Genomic DNA, 16619 nt, shown 5'->3' on the forward strand with positions numbered 1-16619 from the left:
GTTCGCGATGTCCCTCACCAGCTCCCACTCCGCCGCCCTCGCGGCTCCCGACACCGACTCGGCCCGCGGCGTTCTCCGCCGCGCGGTCAACAACCCGTGGGTGTGGGCGTGGATCGCGCTGCCGCTCCTCTCCTATCTCATTCTCCGCTGGGCCCAGACGAGCCCCGGTTATGACCCCTACGGCTGGCTCGACTGGGGCTACCAGGCGCTGCGGGGTCATCTCAACCTGCACGGAGCGCCCTCCTGGAAGCCCGTCACCTTCATCTTCACCCTGCCCTACTCGATCTTCGGCCACTACTCGTGGTGGCTGTGGCGGATCACCGCGCTCAGCTTCGCGATCGTCGGCCCGGTCACCGGCGGGCGGATCGCCTACCGGCTCGTCCGGCGTGAGGACGAGCCGATCTGGCCGGCGCTCATCGCCGCCCTGTTCGCCGGGATCGGGATCGTGATGATCGTCCAGTACTGGCACTACATCCTCTCCAGCCAGTCAGACCCGATGCTCGTCAGCTTCGTCCTGCTCGGCTTCGACGCGCTGCTGTCGCGGCGCTGGCGCCTCACCCTGTTCTGCCTGTTCATCGCCGGGCTCGGCCGGCCCGAGGTGTGGGCGCTGATGGGCCTCTACTGGCTGTGGTGCTGGTTCAAGGTGCCGGTGCCGGGGATCCGCCGCTGGCTGATCGCCGCCCTCATCATCACCCCGTTCCTGTGGTTCGGGATCCCGGTGATCACCGGCGCCTACTGGGACATCGCCGGCCGCCTCGCCCAGCACTCGGTCCGCGAGCTGCACTCGAACAAGTTCACCGGCACGCTCACGCGCTTCTTCGACCTCACCTACTGGCCGGTGCTCGTCTCCGCCGCGGTCACCTTCCTGTGGTCGCTTCTGCGCCGGGACTGGTGGGTCGCCGGGGTCGGGGCCGTGGCGATCATCTGGATGGGGGTCGAGGAGTGGTTCGTCCTCTCCAACGGTTTCCCCGGGGTCGCCCGTTACATGTTCGAGGCGGGCGCCTTCACGATCGTCCTCGGCGGCATCGGCGTCGGTTGGCTCGCGCGGATCGCCTTTGGCAGCACCGCCGCCCTATGGGGCCGCGGTGCTGTGAGCGGTGGCGGCGGCCGGCTCCCGGCCCGGCTCGGCGCGGGGGTGCTCGCGCTCGTCCTGGTCGGCTTCATGGCCCCCTACGCCAAGAGCGCCTGGGACTGGGAGCACGTCGACATCGTCGGTCAGCGTGCGCGGACCCACAGCATCTACATGCTCGACCGGACGATCGCCCGGGCCGGCGGGGCGGCGTTCGTCCGCTCCTGCGGGGTTCCGACCGTCGATGTCGGCGCCGCGTCGATCCTCGCCTGGGACACGCACCTCAACACCGCCCAGGTCGGCTACATCCCCGTCCGTCAGATCCACATGGGCGGCCCGGTCGTGCTGTTCACCGGCCTCTTCAATGGCTGGGTGATGCACACCTACAACGAGCATGGGGCGGCGGTCTCCCGCTGTCGGGTGCTCAACGACGCCTACTACCTGGAGACCGCCGGGCACCCGACCGGTGAGTTCTTCCATCTCAACCATTAGCGCCGTTCTCCCAACCGAGTTCTCACACGGCGTTTAATCCCCGCAAAGGGGGGCGGAGACTAAAATCGCGGCGCATGCGCTGGCGGATTCGCCCCGGTGCCCTCCCCGTCCACCGCCACTCGCTCCCTCAGCTTGTCGCGGACGGGCTGCTGGTCGCCTTCAGTTACCTCATCGCCTTCGAGCTGCGCTTCGACGGGCACCTGCACGGGCAGTTCGCTCGCTACGGCCATCTGCTCGCGGACACGATCTGGTGGGTCGTTCCGCTCCTGCTCGTCGTCCTCGCCGGGTTCTCGGCCTATGAGCGTGGCTGGAGTTACATCACCCAGCGCGACTATGAGGCGGTCGTCAAGGCGACCGTCGTCGGGGTGCTGCTCGTCGTCGGCGGCGTCGACATCTTCCGGCCGGTCGCGTACGTGCCGGAGCACGGTCTCTTCAGCTCCCCCGTCGAGCTGCCCCTGTCGGTGATCGCCCTGTTCCTGCTGATCACCCTCGTGCTGCTGATCGGGGTGCGGTTCGGCGTCCACCTCGTCCGGGAGGGCCGGGTCGGCGGGATCCGCTCGGTCAAGGGGGCACGGGAGGTGCTGATCGTCGGCGCCGGTGACGGCGGTCACCTCGTCGTGCGCGAGCTGGCCCGCAATCCGGAGCTGCGGCTGCGCCCGATCGGGTTCATCGACGACGACCCGCGCAAGCAGCGGTTCAAGGACGAGCACGGGCTGCGGGTGCTCGGCCGCACCGAACCGACCGAGCTCGCCCGTGTCCTCGACGACGTCGAGCCGGATGAGGTGATCATCGCGATCCCGTCCGCGCCCGGGCAGGTGCGGGCCAACGTCGTCACCGCCTGCCGCCGGCGGGGGATCCCCGTCCGCACCCTGCCGACCGTGTTCGAGCTGCTCCAGCACGCGCCCGGGCGCGGCGGGTATGCGCGTCAGCTCCGTGAGGTGCAGGTCGAGGACATCCTCGGCCGCGAATCGGTGGTGATGAACGTTGAGCGGGTCGGTCGCTACCTCGCTGGCAAGGTCGTGATGGTGACCGGCGCGGGCGGATCGATCGGCTCCGAGCTGTGTCGCCAGATCAGCCTCGTCAACCCGAGCCGCCTGATCCTCGTCGACCACGCCGAGGACAACCTGTTCCAGATCGCCCGTGAGCTGGAGGAGGAACGTCACGTCAACGTGTGTGTCCCCGTGCTGGCCGACTGCAAGGAGGAGGAGCGGATGCGTGAGGTGCTCGCCGAGCACCGGCCCGCGGTGATCTTTCACGCCGCCGCCTACAAGCACGTCGCGATGATGGAGCTCAACCCGGTTGAGGCGGTCCGCAACAACGCGCTCGCGACCCGGCTGATGACGGTCGCCGCCGGCGAGTTCGACGTTGAGACATTCGTCCTCATCTCGACCGACAAGGCGGTCAAGCCGGCGACGGTGATGGGCGCCTCCAAGGCGCTGGCTGAGTGGGCGGTCGAGGCCGCGGCGGTCCGCTTTCCGGCGACGCACTACGCGTCGGTCCGGTTCGGAAACGTGCTCGGCTCCTCCGGCTCGGTCGTGCCGATCTTCCGCCGCCAGATCGCCGCCGGTGGTCCGGTCACCGTCACCGATCCGCGGATGCAGCGCTATTTCATGACGATCCCCGAGGCCGTCCAGCTCGTCATCCGCGCCGGCTCGATGCGCGCCGGGGCGCCGTTCGCCGGGATCGCCGGGCCGGGGACCGCGCCGGTCGCCGCCGCGCCGGGGTCCGACGTCGAGCTGCGACGGGACGAGCCCGGACCGGCCGACGTGTTCGTCCTCGAGATGGGGGAGCCCGTCCGCATCCTCGAGCTCGCGGAGACGATGATCCGCCTCTCCGGGTTCGAGCCGGGTCGCGACATCGCGATCGAGATCGTCGGCGCCCGGCCGGGCGAGAAGTACGACGAGGAGCTCTTCAACGTCTATGAGACGCCGCAGCCGACCGCGGCGCAGAAGATCCTCCGCGCCGACCGCCACCCCCTCGACCCGGCGACCGTCGAGGCGATCTTCGACACCGTCAACCTGCTCGTGCTCGAGGGGGACGCCGCCGCCCTTGCCGCCCACGTCTCCCGGCTCGATACGCTCCGCGCCGCGGCCGTCCCCGGCTCGGTCGCGCCCTCCCCGTAGACTCGCTCGCCGATGTCGATCCCGTTTGCCCTCTCCCTGACCAAGTACCTCCATTCGGCGGGGACCGATATCGGCTTCGGCTCGCTGATCGCCGTCGCCCTCCTGGTCGTCCTCTACTTCGCCGGCGCCCGCGAGAGCCGGATCCTCCGGGAGGAGCTCGAGGACGCCGACGACCGCCTCGCTGAACTCGAGACGCGCGTCGGTGAGACGATCGCCGCCGCGTCCGCCCGGGGCCCCGTCAGCGCCGGGCCGGGTCCGCGGCCCGGAGTCGTGCCCGCTCCCCGCGTCGCCGCCCAGATGATCGGCTCGACGGTTGCGCGTGTGAGCGCGGAGGCGACCGCGTCCGCCGCCGCCCCGCCCCGCGGTGTGCTGCTCGGCTCGCCGGCCGGGTCGGGCGCACCTGCGCTCGGATCGGCGACGAAGCTGATCGCCTCCCCGGCGTTGCGTCCCCGCCCGGTTGAGTCCGATCCGGTGGCCCCGGCCCGGCCGGTCAGCGTCCAGGACGCCGTCGGCGCGATCCCGGTCGTGCCCTCCCCGATGGGGTCCGCTGGGCGCCGCCAGGCCACCGCCGGGGCTGATGCCGCCATGCCGCCCGCTGCTGCGCCGTCCGCCCCGGAGTTCGTCGGGGCCGACGCCGTTCCCGCCCGCGACGACACGCTGTTCGTTCCCGCGTCCACCGCCGCGGCGAGCAACGGTCGCTCCGGCCGTCGCACCGGCTCGCCCGCCCCCGCCCGCGTCGACTTTCACGACGAGCTCCCGCCCGTCGCTGGGGACCGGCGTCTGCTGCCCCCCTTTGATGAGATCCCGCTCCGCCGCGGGCCGAGCCGCGTCGCCCTCACCGTCGGCGGGGCCGCGGCCGCCGTCGTCCTCGTCGTTCTCCTGCTCGCGCTCACCGGCAGCCCGCGGACGGCCCGTTCGGCGTCTGCCAGTACCCCCGCGGCTGCGCCGGCGCACCATCACGCCGCGTCGACGGCGCAGATCAGCCCGGCGACGATCACCGTCTCGGTTCTCAACGGCACCGCTGTCAACGGCCTCGCCGCCGCGGTCGGTCAGAAGCTCAGTGCCGCCGGGTACACCGTGCCCGCGACGGCGATCACCAACGCGGCGATCCAGACGGCGGCGACGACGACCGTCGCCTACCTGCCCGGCGCCCGGGCCGCTGCGGCCCAAGTCGCCGCCGCACTCACCCGCGCCAGCGGCGTCACCGTCACCACGCTCACCCCGGCGAGTCAGGCGACGATCACGAGCTGTGCGACCCCCGCCGCAGGCGGGCAGCCGGGGACCTGCCCGGCCAAGGTGATCATCACCGTCGGCAGCGATCTCGCCGCCGTTGCGAACACGACCACCACCGGCTGACCCGACCGTCGGGCCGGCGCAGGAGAGGAGACGGTGCGGTGACGGCGTTGAGCTCCGGGCGAGCCCCGGCCCGGCTGTGGCTCGCCCGGCACGGGGAGACCGCCGACAACCGGGCGGGTGACCGCTTCCAGGGCTTCCGCGACACGCCGCTGAACGACCGTGGCCGTGCTCAGGCTGACGCGCTCGGCCGGCGGCTCGCCGCCGACCCCGACCGGCGCTTTGCGTCGCTGTGGTGCTCGGATCTTGCGCGGGCCCGGGAGACGGCGGAGATCGTCAGCGCCCACATCGGCCTGCATCCGGTCCTCGAGCCACGGTTGCGGGAGGGGAACCGGGGGGAGTGGGAGGGCCGCCGGTTCAGGGAGGTTGCCGTTGAGGCGCCACAGCGCTATGCCGCCTGGCTGGCGGCCGACCCGGACTTCCGTTTCCCCGGCGGGGAGTCGCTTGGGGAGCATCAGCAACGGGTGCTCGCCGCCCTCGACGACATCCGCCGGGCCGGTTCCGGCCCCGCCCTCGTCGTCTGCCACCGCGGGTCGATCCGCCTCGTGCTGTGTGCGGCGGATCCGCGCGGAATCGCGGCCTTCCACGACCATGACGTCGCCAACGCCGGGCTGGTGGAGGTGTGAAGCTCCCCGACCGGCTGTCGCCGCGGGTCCCCGCGACCCTGTTCGGCCTGCTCGTCCTCGCGACGGTCGGTGCCTTCTACCTCACCCAGCACCTCAAGGTCCAGAATCCGCTCATCAACGGCAACCCGCGGGCGGATCCGGCCGTGATCAATCCGGTCGCCGCCGGGGTCTGCGCCGACGCGGCGGGCAAGCGGGTGAGCTTCCGTCACACCCGGCTGGGCTTCTACCTCCAGACGCACTCCGACGTCGTCACCGTGCAGGTGCTCAACGGGGAGGGGCAGGTCGTGGCGACGATGGGCGGCTCGGGCCGCTACATCCGTGCCGGCTTTGACCGCTACGCCTTCTTCACCTGGGACGGACGGCTCGCGGACGGGGCGCGCGCGCCGGCGGGTGTCTACACCTTCCTCGTCTCCCTCGCCCACCAGGACCGGACCGTGCCGGTCACCGGCGCCTCCGTCCGCGTCCAGTACGGCCGGCCCCGTCCGCAGGTGACCGCCGTGACGGTTTCCGGGCGCGGTGCCCTCACCGGTCCGCCCGGCAGTACCCCGACCTTCACGCCCGGCCGGGCGACGGCCACCGTCCACCTCGACACCCGCCACGACCTCGGGGTCCGGATCCTCGTCTACCGCGCTGGCGCGAACGGATCCCACCCGCTCCAACTCGTCCAGAGCTTCGGGGTCAACCCGCGGCTGCCGGCTGTCTGGAACGGTCTCATCAACGGGCGTCCCGCCCCGGCGGGCAGCTACCTGCTCGGAGCCGCGGTGACCGACGCCTCCTGCACCACCGGGCAGTTTCCGCCCGTCACCGACCCGGCGCCCGGCAGCACCCCCGGGGCCGGGGTCAACGTCAGCTACCTCAGCGCCACGCCGCCGCTCGAACCGGTGGCCGCCGGAGCGCTCGCCGCCGTCGACGTCAACTCCGGCGGCGCACCCTACCGGTGGTTGCTGCGCCGCGCCGGCGCTGCCGCCGTCATCTTCCGCGGAACGAACCCGGGAGCGGCGACGATGCACGTGCGCCTGCCGCGCCTCGGCCTCTACACGCTCACCGTCACCGCGGGGAGGCAGGCGACGAGCGTGCCGCTCGTCGCCTCCGGAACCGGTGCGGCGGCGAGCGCCCCGGTGCTTGTCGTTCTCCCCGCCCTCAGCTGGCAGGGGGCGAACCCGATCGACGACAACGCCGGCGGTCTCATCGACACGCTCGCGGACGGCGCCCAGGTGAGCCTCGAGCGGCCGCTCGTCAACGGCCTCCCCGCCGGGCTCGCGGATGAGGCGGCGCTCCTGTCGAGCCTCGACGCCGCGCACCGCGTCTATGACCTGACGACCGACGTCGCCCTCGCCGAGGGGGTCGGACCGACCCTGAGGGGCCGCCACGGCGTCCTCCTTGACGGCGCCTTCACCTGGTTGCCGACCCAGCTCGCCGGGCGCCTGGGCGCCTTCGTCCGCGGTGGCGGTGCCGTCTTCAACGCCGCGGTGCACTCTCTGACCCAGACCGCCGCACTCGTCGACGGACAGTCGGGTCCGGCGGCCGGTCCGGCCCGCGGTCTCGCCGCCGACCCGTTCGGCGTGCGCCACGGGGCGCTGTCGGCGACGGCGGGCGCGCTGATCACCCCGTTCACGGACGGCCTCGGGATCTTCTCGACCGCGGCGGTGTTCCCGTTCTCGACCTACCAGGCCCTCGAGCCCCCCGGCGGCCGCGTGTCCGCCCTCGCCGGCGTCGCCCCGAGCGCACCGGCGGTGATCGGCTTCCACCTCGGAGCCGGCACGGTCGTGGAGGCGGGCCTGCCGAACTTCGGCCTCAGTCTGATCCGCAGCGTCGACTCCCAGGAGCTGCTCGCCCGCGTCTGGCAGGTCGTGCTGCGCTGAGGCGGCGCGGTCGGCGGGCTGCCGCTGCCCCACGCTCTGCGGGGGCTCCGGCAATGGGTGCGCATCTCAGGGTGGCTCACGGTTCCCACCCGGGTGACGTAGCGCGGTGTGCGACGTTCGCGGGTCCGCGATGACCATTTACTCTCCCTCGGCCATGGGCGGCTATCTCAAGCGGCTGGCGAGCTCCCTCGGCGCCTACCAGGTCGCCAACATCGTCGGCAAGCTGTTCGGGATCGTCCTGATCCCGGTCTACACGGGCCGGATCGACCCTGGCGGCTACGGGATCGCCGAGACCCTGATGACCTTCGTGATCCTCGTCTCGATCGTCGTGCGCCTCGGGATCATCGAGGCGTTCCTGCGCTTTCACTACAGCGACGCCGACCCTGATCGCCGGGCCGCGCTCGCCCGGCGCGCCGTCGGGTTCCTGCTGCTCACCACGACCGCCGCCTGCACGGTTCTGATCATCCCCGCCGACCCGCTCGCCCGCCTGATCACGTCCGTGCCGGCGGCGGGCCCGTACCGCGTCGCCGTACTCGGGATCTGGGCGTTCACCAACCTCGAGCTCGGCCAGGCCCTGCTGCGTGTTGACGAGCGCCTCCGCGCCTACGCGACGGTGACGCTCGTCAACGTGGTCGGGACGATCGCCGCCTCCGTCCTGCTCGTCCTCGTCCTCCACCGCGGCTATGAGGGCCTGTTGCTCGGCAACTACGGGATCTCGACGCTCGTGCTCCTCGGCCTGTGGTGGAGCGAGCGGGGACGGCTATGGCCGCGCCGGCCGGTGCCGGGCGTCGAGTCCTTGCGCACCCTGTTCCGGTTCGGACTGCCGACCGTCCCGGCAGAGGCGTCCGTTTACGCTCTCAGCGTCGTGGATCGCCAGTACCTCGTTCACCAGCAGGGGATCGCGGCGGCGGGGCGATACGCGATTGCCGTCAAGGTCGCCGGGGCGATCGTGTTCGTCGTCACCGCCTTCCAGTACGCCTGGCCGCCGCTCGCCTACTCGGTCGCCGATGACGGGGACGCCGCCCGCCTGTACGGTCTCGTCGCCACCTACTACGTCCTCGTCACCGGCACGATCGTCTGTGGCCTCACTCTCGAGGCGCGCTACATCATCGCCTTCCTCGCTCCCCACCCGGGCTACCTGGCCGCCTACACCGCGGTTCCGTGGCTGTCGCTCGGCTGGGCTCTCTACGGACTGTGGGTGATCTTCCTCGTCATCGCCGGCCGGGCGCAGGTGACCCGGCGCAACGCGCTCGCCGCCGCCGCCGGGGTGCTCGTCAACCTCGGCCTGCTCGTCGTGCTCGTCCCGGTGCTCGGGATCGCCGGGGCGGGTATCGCCCTCTGCGGCGCGTACCTGGCGATGCTCGCGGTGATGTATGCGCTCCTGCGCCGGGTCTTCCCGGTCGCCTTCGAGTGGCGCCGGCTCGCCCAGTCCGTCCTTGTCTGCTCCGCCCTTGCCGTCGCCGGCAGCCTCACCCTGCCGGCCACCGGTCCGGCCGGGCTGCTCCTCCGTGCCGTGGCGTTCGTGTTGATCCTCCCCGTCCTCGCGCTCAGTCGCTTCTTCACTCCCGTCGAGCTCGCCGGGGGCCGCCGTCTCCTCGCCCGCCTTCGCCGATGAGCCCGGCCGAGCCCCCCACGCTCGAGAGCCTGCCGGCGCGCCCGGCCGTGTCGGTCGTCGTTCCCTTCGCGGGGGAGGGGGCGGCGGCTGCCGCCGCGCTCGCGCTGCTCGATGGACTTGACGTCGAGGCCGGAGACGAGCGGATTCTCGCCGACAACTGCGGGATCGTCACCGAGGCGCCTGCGGGCGTGCGCGTGATCGCCGCCGCAGGGGAGCGCTCGCCCGCTCACGCCCGGAACGTCGGTGCCCGCGCCGCCCACAACGACTGGATCCTCTTCCTTGACGCCGACACCCGGCCCCCCGCCGACCTGCTCGCCCGGTTCTTCGCCGCGCCGATCCCGTCCCGGATCGGCGCGGTCGCCGGCGAGCTCGCCGGGGTCGTGACGGTCGACACGCTCGCCGCTCGCTACGGCGCTCACGCGAACTTCCTCAGCCAGCGGGCCCACCTGAGCCACTACTACCGACCGCGCGCGGCGAGCGCGAACCTGCTCGTCCGCCGCCGTGCCTTCCTCACCGTCGGCGGCTTCTGTGAGGGGGTCCGCGCCGCTGAGGACACCGACTTCTGCTGGCGCCTGCAGGAGGCCGGGTGGACCCTCGGCTACTGCCCGGGGGCGGTCGTCGGCCACCGCTACCGGGAACGGCTGTCTGACCTGCGCCGCCAGTGGCGCGCTTATGCGGCCGGGTCGGCCTGGCTGGAAACCCGCTGGCCCGGCTACCACCCCGATCCCGCCCTGCACCGGCTCGTCCGGCTCGTCCGCTCCCGACTGCGCGGCGGCCCGGGCCTCCCGGACCGGCCACACCGTGCCAGCGGCCCGACGGCGCGCCTGCCCTGGGCTGACCGGCTCGCCTTCCTCGCCGTTCAGTGCCTGCTCGGGGTCGAGGAGCAGATCGGCCTGCGCCAATCCAACCGCGTCCGCCCCGTGCGGTCGGGGATCGCCCGGCGGCTCCGTCCCGCTGACCTCCGAGCCGACCGGAGGCCGTGACGTCGATGCGCGTCGATCTGCTCGATCCGCCCGCCTATCTGCCCAGCTACGACCACGAGCTCGCGCGGGCGCTCGCTCGCACCGGCGTGTCGGTCCGGCTGCTCACGGGCCCGTTCGTGTACGGGCCCGTGCCCGCTCCCGACGGGTACGACCGGAAGGTCGTCTTCTACCGCCGGGCGGTGTCGGGCGCGCACCCACGCCGCCGCCGGGTCCACAAGCTCGCCGCCCACCTTCCCGGCCTCGTCTCCTACCGCCGGCATGCCGCCGGCGACCTCTGCCACGTCCAGTGGCTCACTCTGCCGGCGCTCGACCTCGCTCTCCTCCCCCGCCGCCCGCTCGTCCTCACCCTGCATGACCCGTTCACCCGAGGGCGTCCCGACCAGTGGATCCCCGCTGCGGCGTTGCGTCGGGTCGGGGCGATCATCGTCCACTCCGGCTTTGCCCGCGAGCAGCTCCTGCTCCGGGTGCCGGGCCTGGCACCCGGTCGCGTCCACGTCGTCCCGATCGGCATGAGCGCAGCGCCCGCCCCCGGCGCCCCCGGTCCGGCTGCGGTCGATGCGCCAGGCGCTCCCGCTCCCCGCTCCGCCGGCGCTCCCGCCCCGACGGAGACCGAGGCCGCGTCTGGCGCGCCGGAGCTCCCTCCCGAACTCGTGCCGAGCGGCCGGCCGGTCGTGCTCCTCTACGGACTGATCCGCCCTTACAAGGGCCTCGAGGCGTTGCTGGCGGCCTGGCGACAGGTGCACGGGGCCGACCTGTGGGTCGTCGGACGGCCGATGTATGACATCGCCGAGGAGATCGCCGGTGCCCCCGCCGGGGTCCAGTTCGTCCCCCGCTATGTCGACGGCCTGGAGGAGCGGGCCCTCCTCCAGGCCGCCGACGTCCTCGTTGTGCCGTACCTCCCGGCCGGTCAGTTCAGCTCTTCCGCGGTGCTCGCAACCGCGATGGCGGCCGCCAAGCCGGTCGTCGCCTCCGCCCTCGGCAGCTTCACCGAGCTGATCGCCGCCGGCGGCGTGCGCGGGGTTCCTCCGGCTGACCCGGCCGCGCTCGCGGCGGGCCTGCAGGAGCTGATCGACGACCCCGGCGCCCGTGCGGCCCTCGGCGCCCGCGCGGCCGCGCTCGCGACGGGCCCGTTCTCATGGGCGGCGGCTGCCGAGGCGACCGTCGACGTCTACCGAACGGTGTTGGGGTGACGGTGGCCGTCATCGTCGTCTGGCTCGCCCTCGCCCTGCTGGTCTACACCCAGGTCGGTTACGGGCTCCTCCTTGCCCTGCTCGCTCACCTCGGGGTGGCTCGGGCCGATGCCCGCCGCGCGGGGGGCGGCAGCCCGGCCGGGGGCGCTGTCGAGGTGGACGCCGAGCTGGGGGCCGACCGGCCCGTGCCACCGGTGTCGGTGATCGTCGCCGCCTACCACGAACAGGACGTCATCACCGGTCGGGTCGCCAACCTCCGCGCGAGCCGCTTCCCCGCCGGCCGGCTCGAGATCATCGTCGCCGTCGACGGGGGTGCGGACCCCGATCGCGACCTCACCGCCGACCGGGCCCGGGCGGCGGGGGCCGACCTCGTGCTCGAGCTGCCCCGCTCGGGCAAGGTCGCCGCCCAGAACGCGGCGGTGCGCGCCGCGGGTGGGGAGATCCTCGCCTTCACTGACGCGAACGCCCGGTGGGAGCCGGACGCGCTCGCGACCCTTGTCGACGCCTTCAGGGATGCGCGCGTCGGCTACGCCTGCGGTGAGGTGAGCTTCCTCAACCCGGCGGGTGGCACGAACCAGGAGGGGATCTACTGGCGCTATGAGCTGTTCCTGCGCCGGCTCGAATCGGAGCTGGCGTCGATCACCGCCGGCAACGGCGCCATCTACGCGACCCGGGCGGCCACCTACCTCCACCTCGACCCGCGGATGGGACACGACATCTCCTTCCCGTTCCGGCTCGTCAAGGCGGGCTGGCGGGCGATCTCGGTCCCGGCGGCCAGGGCGACGGAGAAGATGGCGCCGAGTATCGAGGGCGAGTTCGCCCGCAAGCGGCGGATGGCGCGCCAGGAGACGTGGCCGAGCGTGATCCTCGGCGGCATGTTCGACCCGCGTGGCTATCCGCCCCTGTACGCCCTGATGGTGTTCTCTCACCGGACCCTGCGCTATACCTCCCCGCTGCTGCACCTCATCCTGTTCGGCGCGAGCCTCGCCGCCGTCGGAGCCGGAGCCGGCCTCGTTTACGAGATCGCGCTCGCGCTCCAGGTCGCCCTGATCCTCGGCGCCCTGCTCGCCCCGCGGTGGCCCAATAGACTGCTGCTGCTGGCCCGCTACTACGTGTTCACCACCGCGTCCCTCGCCGTCGGGCTGTGGGACTGGATGCGCGGCACGCAGACCGTCGGCTGGGAGCCGGCGGAAGGTACACGGTGAAACGGACATTCGATCTTCTCCTCGCGGTTCCCGCAGCGGTCCTCACCGCTCCGCTGATCGCCGTCCTGTGCCTGCTGATCCGGCTCGGGTCACCGGGTGACCCGATCTTCACCCAGGTTCGCGCCGGTCGGGACGGCGAGCCCTTTCGGATCTTCAAGCTGCGCACGATGGTCGCCGGGGCCCAATCCTTCGGGGCGGGTGACGCCGTTCTCCCCGACGATGCGCGCATCACCCGGATCGGACGTTGGCTACGCCGCACGAGCCTCGACGAGATCCCCAACCTGTGGAACGTCGTGCGGGGCGAGATGTCGATCGTCGGACCCCGCCCGACCCTGCCGGGACAGGTCACCCAGTACACGCCGCGCCAGTGGACCCGCCTGAACGTCCGGCCCGGGATGACCGGCTGGGCGCAGGTCAACGGCCGCGCGGCGCTCAGCTGGCCAGAACGGATCGAACTCGACATCTACTACGTGGAGCACCACTCACTGTGGCTGGATCTGCAAATCCTCGCCCGGACCGTCGTGACCCTGCTCGGCGGACATGGGCTCTACCACGAGGGTGAGGGCGGCGGGTGGGTCACCCCCTCCTGATCTACGGGGCCGGGGGTTCGGGGCGGGAGATCGCCGCGTGGGCCTCCCGGGCGTGTTGGGCGGAGGTCGCCCACGACCTGATCGGCTTCATCGACGACCGCGCCGCGGGGGATGAGACGGTGCACGGTCTCCCCGTCTGGCCGCTCGCCGTCGCGGCTGCGCGTCATCCCGGGGCGGGGGTGATCGCCGCCGTCGGCGATTCGCGGCTGCGAGCGGCGCTCATCGCCGCCGCGGAGGCGACCGGGCTGATCAGCGCCGCGCCGCTCGTCCACCCCGGGGTCGAGATCGACGCCGACTATGTCCGCCTCGGCGCCGGCGTCGTGATCTGCCCCCGGACGGTCATCACCACGGACATCGAGGTCGGTGCCCACACCCAGATCAACGTCAGCTGCACCGTCATGCACGACACGGTGATCGGCGCGTTCGCGACGCTCTCTCCCGGCACCTGCCTGTCGGGCACCAACCGGATCGACGACCACGCGTTCCTCGGAACCGGGTCGGTCACCGTCAACGGCGCCCCGGGCCGACCGCTGCGCATCGGCGCCGGCGCGATCATCGGCGCGGGGGCGGTCGTCACCGCCGACGTGGCGCCCGGAACGACGGTCGCTGGGGTTCCAGCCCGGGTTATCTCGCCCGGATCCACCAACAATCGGTAACACAGTCTCATGGAGCTGCCGCAAACCCGCTGGCGCAGACCGAAACGTGGCGCTATAACACGTCTCAGGCGGGCGTGGCCAGGTCGTCCGCCGACCTGAACTCGGGACTGAAGGCGGTGAGGCGGAATGGAAGCGGGGACACTCCCACGCCCGGCGGCGGTGGTCGTCGGGCCGCCGCCGGTGCGGCGACTGAGTCCGGATGCCCGTCTGGTGAGCCTCATCCGGGAGGGGGAGACGGCTGCATTTGAGGCCCTCTATGACCGCCATCATCGCGCGATCCTCTCGTTCTGCCGGCACCTGCTCGGCGACGCCCATGAGGCCGAGGACGCCGTTCAGCACACCTTCATGGCCGCCTACCGTGAGCTCGTCTCCACCTCCAAGGAGATCAGCGTCCGGCCGTGGCTGTTCACGATCGCCCGCAACCGCTGTTACTCGATCCTGCGGGCCCGCCGTGATTCGCCGACCGATGACGTGGACCAGGTATCGACGGAGAACCTCAGCGCCGAGGTACAGCGGCGCGAGGACCTGCGCGCGCTCCTCTCCGATATCGCCGCCCTGCCCCAGGACCAGCGGGCCGCGCTCGTCCTGTCGGAGATCGACGCGCTCAGCCACACCGAGATCGCCGGAGTGCTCGGCGTCCGTTCCGAGAAGGTCAAGGCGCTCGTCTTCCAGGCCCGGTCAAGCCTGATCGCCGACCGCACGGCACGGGAGACGCCCTGTCAGGAGATTCGCGAACTGCTCTCCACCGCGCGTGGGCCGGCGCTTCGGCGGGCCAACCTGCGCCGGCATCTGCGCGACTGTGACGGCTGTCGGGATTTCCAGACCCAAATTGAGCGCCAGCGCCGCCGCCTGCGCCTGCTGCTGCCCGTCGCACCGTCCTTGGCGCTCAAGGAGGTTGCGCTCGGGGCGGCGCTGCTCGGCGGCGGGAGCGCCGGTGGCGGCCTCGTGCTCGGTGGCGCGCTCAAGGGCGGCGTCCTCAAGGGGTTGCTCGCCACCCTGGCGGTCAGTGCCGGCACCGCCGGGACCGCGGTGATCGTCGCCACTGGCGCCCTGCCCTTCAGCCATTTCATCGGCGCTGCCCGCTCGTCGAGGCCGCTCGGTTACCCCCACCGTGACGGACACCTCCGCTCGCCCGCGGCCCCGCGTTCACTTGCGAGCGCGGCCAGCCTCACCGGCCGTGGCGCGGTCGGGGCGGGCGGTGCTCCCAACGCGACCGCCCTCGGTGTCGGGCGGCTCGCGCGGAGTGCCCACTCCACCACCGGGTCCGTTGTCCGGTTCGCGGAGATCGCTCCCCGGTCAGCCGGTGACCACCGCGGCGACGCTCGTGGTGGTGTACGGGTCGGCTCGCCGCGTGCGGCCGCCCGTCGCGGCCTTGCCCCGGTCGCTCCTGCAGGCGGAGCGGGGGCGGCCCTGCCGCCGTCTGCGACCTCGACCGCCTCGCCCTCCGGAACGGGCTCCATCGTCTCCGGCTCGGCTTTGAGCACGGGTTTCGCATCCAGTCCGGCTGCTTCACCTGCGCCGACCCGCGTCCCGGCGGCCCCGACGGCAGCGGCGACGCATCCGGTCCGCCCGCGGCCATCGCCCGCCGCCGGCTCGAGGCGCCACGGGGACACCCCCGGATCGGCGGCGTCAGCGGCGCAGGGCCGGCACGGTGGTGTGTCTCCCGATTCCGGCGCTGCCGACGGGCGGCACGCCCACGCGGTGACCTCGGTGACGCCCACGCCGGGTGGCAACCCCGCCGGTCCCGCGGCCGGCTCGACAGGTACCGGTGGGCCCACTCCCGGCGGCAACCGGCACGGGGGACACGGCCCCGGCGGCAACCCCGGCGGCAACCCCGGCGGTGACAACCGCCCCGGCGGCAACCCCGGCGGCGGGGGCCAGTGACCTGCCCAACTCGCGCGGGCTTCAGCGGCTACCGTGCGCGGGGTGGACGGCCGCTTCGGACGCTGTGATGTCTGCGGCTCCCCGCGGGCCCGTCTCTTTCTCCGCTCACCGCGCCTCGACGGGCCGCTCGTCCGCTGCGCCGAGTGCGGCCACCTGTTCGTCGCCGTCCGTTCCCGCGGTTTCACCTTCACCGGGGCCGATCCGGCCCGGACCGCCGCCCTCGCCGACCGGATCCGCGCGCTCGGCATCGTCGACGTCGGCGTCGAGGAGGGCGAGGCCCCGTCGTTGCGGGAGGCGGCCCAGCGCGAGCGCCTCGAGCGTCTCCTCCGCCACGTCTCCGGTGGCCGGCTGCTTGACGTCGGGGCGGCGCTCGGGGACTTCCTCGCTGTCGCCGGCGAGCGCTTCGACGCCGAGGGGGTCGAGCCGGATCCGGCGACCGCCGGGCAGGCGGTCGCCCGTGGCCTCCGCGTGCAGAACACGGCACTGGACCGGCTCAGCGCCCCGCCCGGCGGGTACCGGGCAGTGACGATGTTCCATGTGCTCGAGCATCTCGATTCGCCGCGAGCGGGTCTCGATGTCGTCCGCGAGCTGATCGCCCCGGACGGGGTGCTCATGATCGAGACCCCGACGGTCGACAGCGTCTTCTTCCGGATCGCGCCCGGGCGCTGGCGCCAGCTCATCCCCGACCACTACCACTTCTTCTCCTGCGCCACGCTCACACGGCTGCTCGGCGACACCGGGTTCACCGTCATCACCCATCAGAAGGTCGGTCGCCGCGTCAGCCTTCGTTTCGCCGCCGACCGCTGGCGTCGGGCCGGGTTGCCCGCCGCCGGCCCGCTGCGTCACCTCCTCACGGCCACCGGGACCGCTGAGCGGACCGTCCGCATCGTCCCCGGTGACATCATGGAGGTCACCGCCCGGCCGCGCTGAACCGTGCTGGGCGGCGTCCAACTTCGGCGTGCCCCACGGTG

At 72.6% G+C, this 16619-nt stretch carries 13 protein-coding genes; all 13 read left to right on the top strand.

The window, feature by feature from the left end; genetic code table 11:
- Positions 1-7: 7 nt before the first annotated feature.
- The 13 genes from M3M55_RS02850 to M3M55_RS02910 all read left to right on the top strand — a co-directional run bounded on the left by M3M55_RS02850 (position 8) and on the right by M3M55_RS02910 (position 16578).
- Positions 8-1561: a hypothetical protein gene (locus M3M55_RS02850; RefSeq protein WP_249011313.1), complete on the top strand. Its 1554-nt coding sequence runs from the start codon at positions 8-10 to the stop codon at positions 1559-1561.
- A 74-nt stretch (positions 1562-1635) separates the two neighbouring features.
- Entirely contained in the window at positions 1636-3684 is a 2049-nt protein-coding gene (locus M3M55_RS02855; protein ID WP_249011314.1) for a nucleoside-diphosphate sugar epimerase/dehydratase, read from the top strand.
- A gap of 12 nt (positions 3685-3696) precedes the next feature.
- Positions 3697-5040, top strand: a complete 1344-nt coding sequence (locus tag M3M55_RS02860) for a LytR C-terminal domain-containing protein (RefSeq protein ID WP_249011315.1) — start codon at positions 3697-3699, stop codon at positions 5038-5040.
- Positions 5041-5078: 38 nt separating this feature from the next.
- Positions 5079-5663: a histidine phosphatase family protein gene (locus M3M55_RS02865; RefSeq protein ID WP_249011316.1), complete on the top strand. Its 585-nt coding sequence runs from the start codon at positions 5079-5081 to the stop codon at positions 5661-5663.
- Positions 5660-7525 (top strand): FlgD immunoglobulin-like domain containing protein, encoded by a 1866-nt coding sequence (locus M3M55_RS02870; protein ID WP_249011317.1) that lies wholly within the window; start codon positions 5660-5662, stop codon positions 7523-7525. The genes M3M55_RS02865 and M3M55_RS02870 overlap by 4 nt, the downstream gene beginning before the upstream one ends.
- Before the next feature lie 154 nt (positions 7526-7679).
- Complete coding sequence (locus M3M55_RS02875; protein WP_249011318.1) at positions 7680-9140, top strand: lipopolysaccharide biosynthesis protein; 1461 nt, start codon at positions 7680-7682, stop codon at positions 9138-9140.
- Positions 9137-10123: a glycosyltransferase family 2 protein gene (locus M3M55_RS02880; RefSeq protein WP_249011319.1), complete on the top strand. Its 987-nt coding sequence runs from the start codon at positions 9137-9139 to the stop codon at positions 10121-10123. The genes M3M55_RS02875 and M3M55_RS02880 overlap by 4 nt, the downstream gene beginning before the upstream one ends.
- 5 nt (positions 10124-10128) lie before the next feature.
- Positions 10129-11313 (top strand): glycosyltransferase family 4 protein, encoded by a 1185-nt coding sequence (locus M3M55_RS02885; RefSeq protein ID WP_249011320.1) that lies wholly within the window; start codon positions 10129-10131, stop codon positions 11311-11313.
- Entirely contained in the window at positions 11310-12518 is a 1209-nt protein-coding gene (locus M3M55_RS02890; protein WP_249011321.1) for a glycosyltransferase, read from the top strand. The genes M3M55_RS02885 and M3M55_RS02890 overlap by 4 nt, the downstream gene beginning before the upstream one ends.
- Entirely contained in the window at positions 12515-13108 is a 594-nt protein-coding gene (locus tag M3M55_RS02895; protein ID WP_249011322.1) for a sugar transferase, read from the top strand. The genes M3M55_RS02890 and M3M55_RS02895 overlap by 4 nt, the downstream gene beginning before the upstream one ends.
- Positions 13090-13764 (top strand): hypothetical protein, encoded by a 675-nt coding sequence (locus tag M3M55_RS02900; RefSeq protein ID WP_249011323.1) that lies wholly within the window; start codon positions 13090-13092, stop codon positions 13762-13764. The genes M3M55_RS02895 and M3M55_RS02900 overlap by 19 nt, the downstream gene beginning before the upstream one ends.
- A 210-nt stretch (positions 13765-13974) precedes the next feature.
- Positions 13975-15648, top strand: coding sequence for an RNA polymerase sigma factor (locus M3M55_RS02905; protein ID WP_249011324.1), 1674 nt, complete (start codon positions 13975-13977; stop codon positions 15646-15648).
- A gap of 42 nt (positions 15649-15690) precedes the next feature.
- The gene (locus M3M55_RS02910; protein ID WP_249011325.1) at positions 15691-16578 is read left to right on the top strand and encodes a class I SAM-dependent methyltransferase; all 888 of its coding nucleotides are present in this window, start codon (positions 15691-15693) and stop codon (positions 16576-16578) included.
- Positions 16579-16619: the final 41 nt, after the last annotated feature.

Origin of the sequence: Conexibacter sp. DBS9H8 (assembly GCF_023330685.1) — a bacterium.
Classification (GTDB): Bacteria; Actinomycetota; Thermoleophilia; order Solirubrobacterales; family Solirubrobacteraceae; genus Palsa-465.

Excerpts from the sequence above, each read along its gene's own strand:
- M3M55_RS02850 (WP_249011313.1), top strand. The coding sequence starts at position 8 with ATGTCCCTCACCAGCTCCCACTCCGCCGCCCTCGCGGCTCCCGACACC.
- M3M55_RS02855 (WP_249011314.1), top strand. The coding sequence starts at position 1,636 with ATGCGCTGGCGGATTCGCCCCGGTGCCCTCCCCGTCCACCGCCACTCG.
- M3M55_RS02860 (WP_249011315.1), top strand. The coding sequence starts at position 3,697 with ATGTCGATCCCGTTTGCCCTCTCCCTGACCAAGTACCTCCATTCGGCG.
- M3M55_RS02875 (WP_249011318.1), top strand. The coding sequence starts at position 7,680 with ATGGGCGGCTATCTCAAGCGGCTGGCGAGCTCCCTCGGCGCCTACCAG.
- M3M55_RS02880 (WP_249011319.1), top strand. The coding sequence starts at position 9,137 with ATGAGCCCGGCCGAGCCCCCCACGCTCGAGAGCCTGCCGGCGCGCCCG.
- M3M55_RS02885 (WP_249011320.1), top strand. The coding sequence starts at position 10,129 with ATGCGCGTCGATCTGCTCGATCCGCCCGCCTATCTGCCCAGCTACGAC.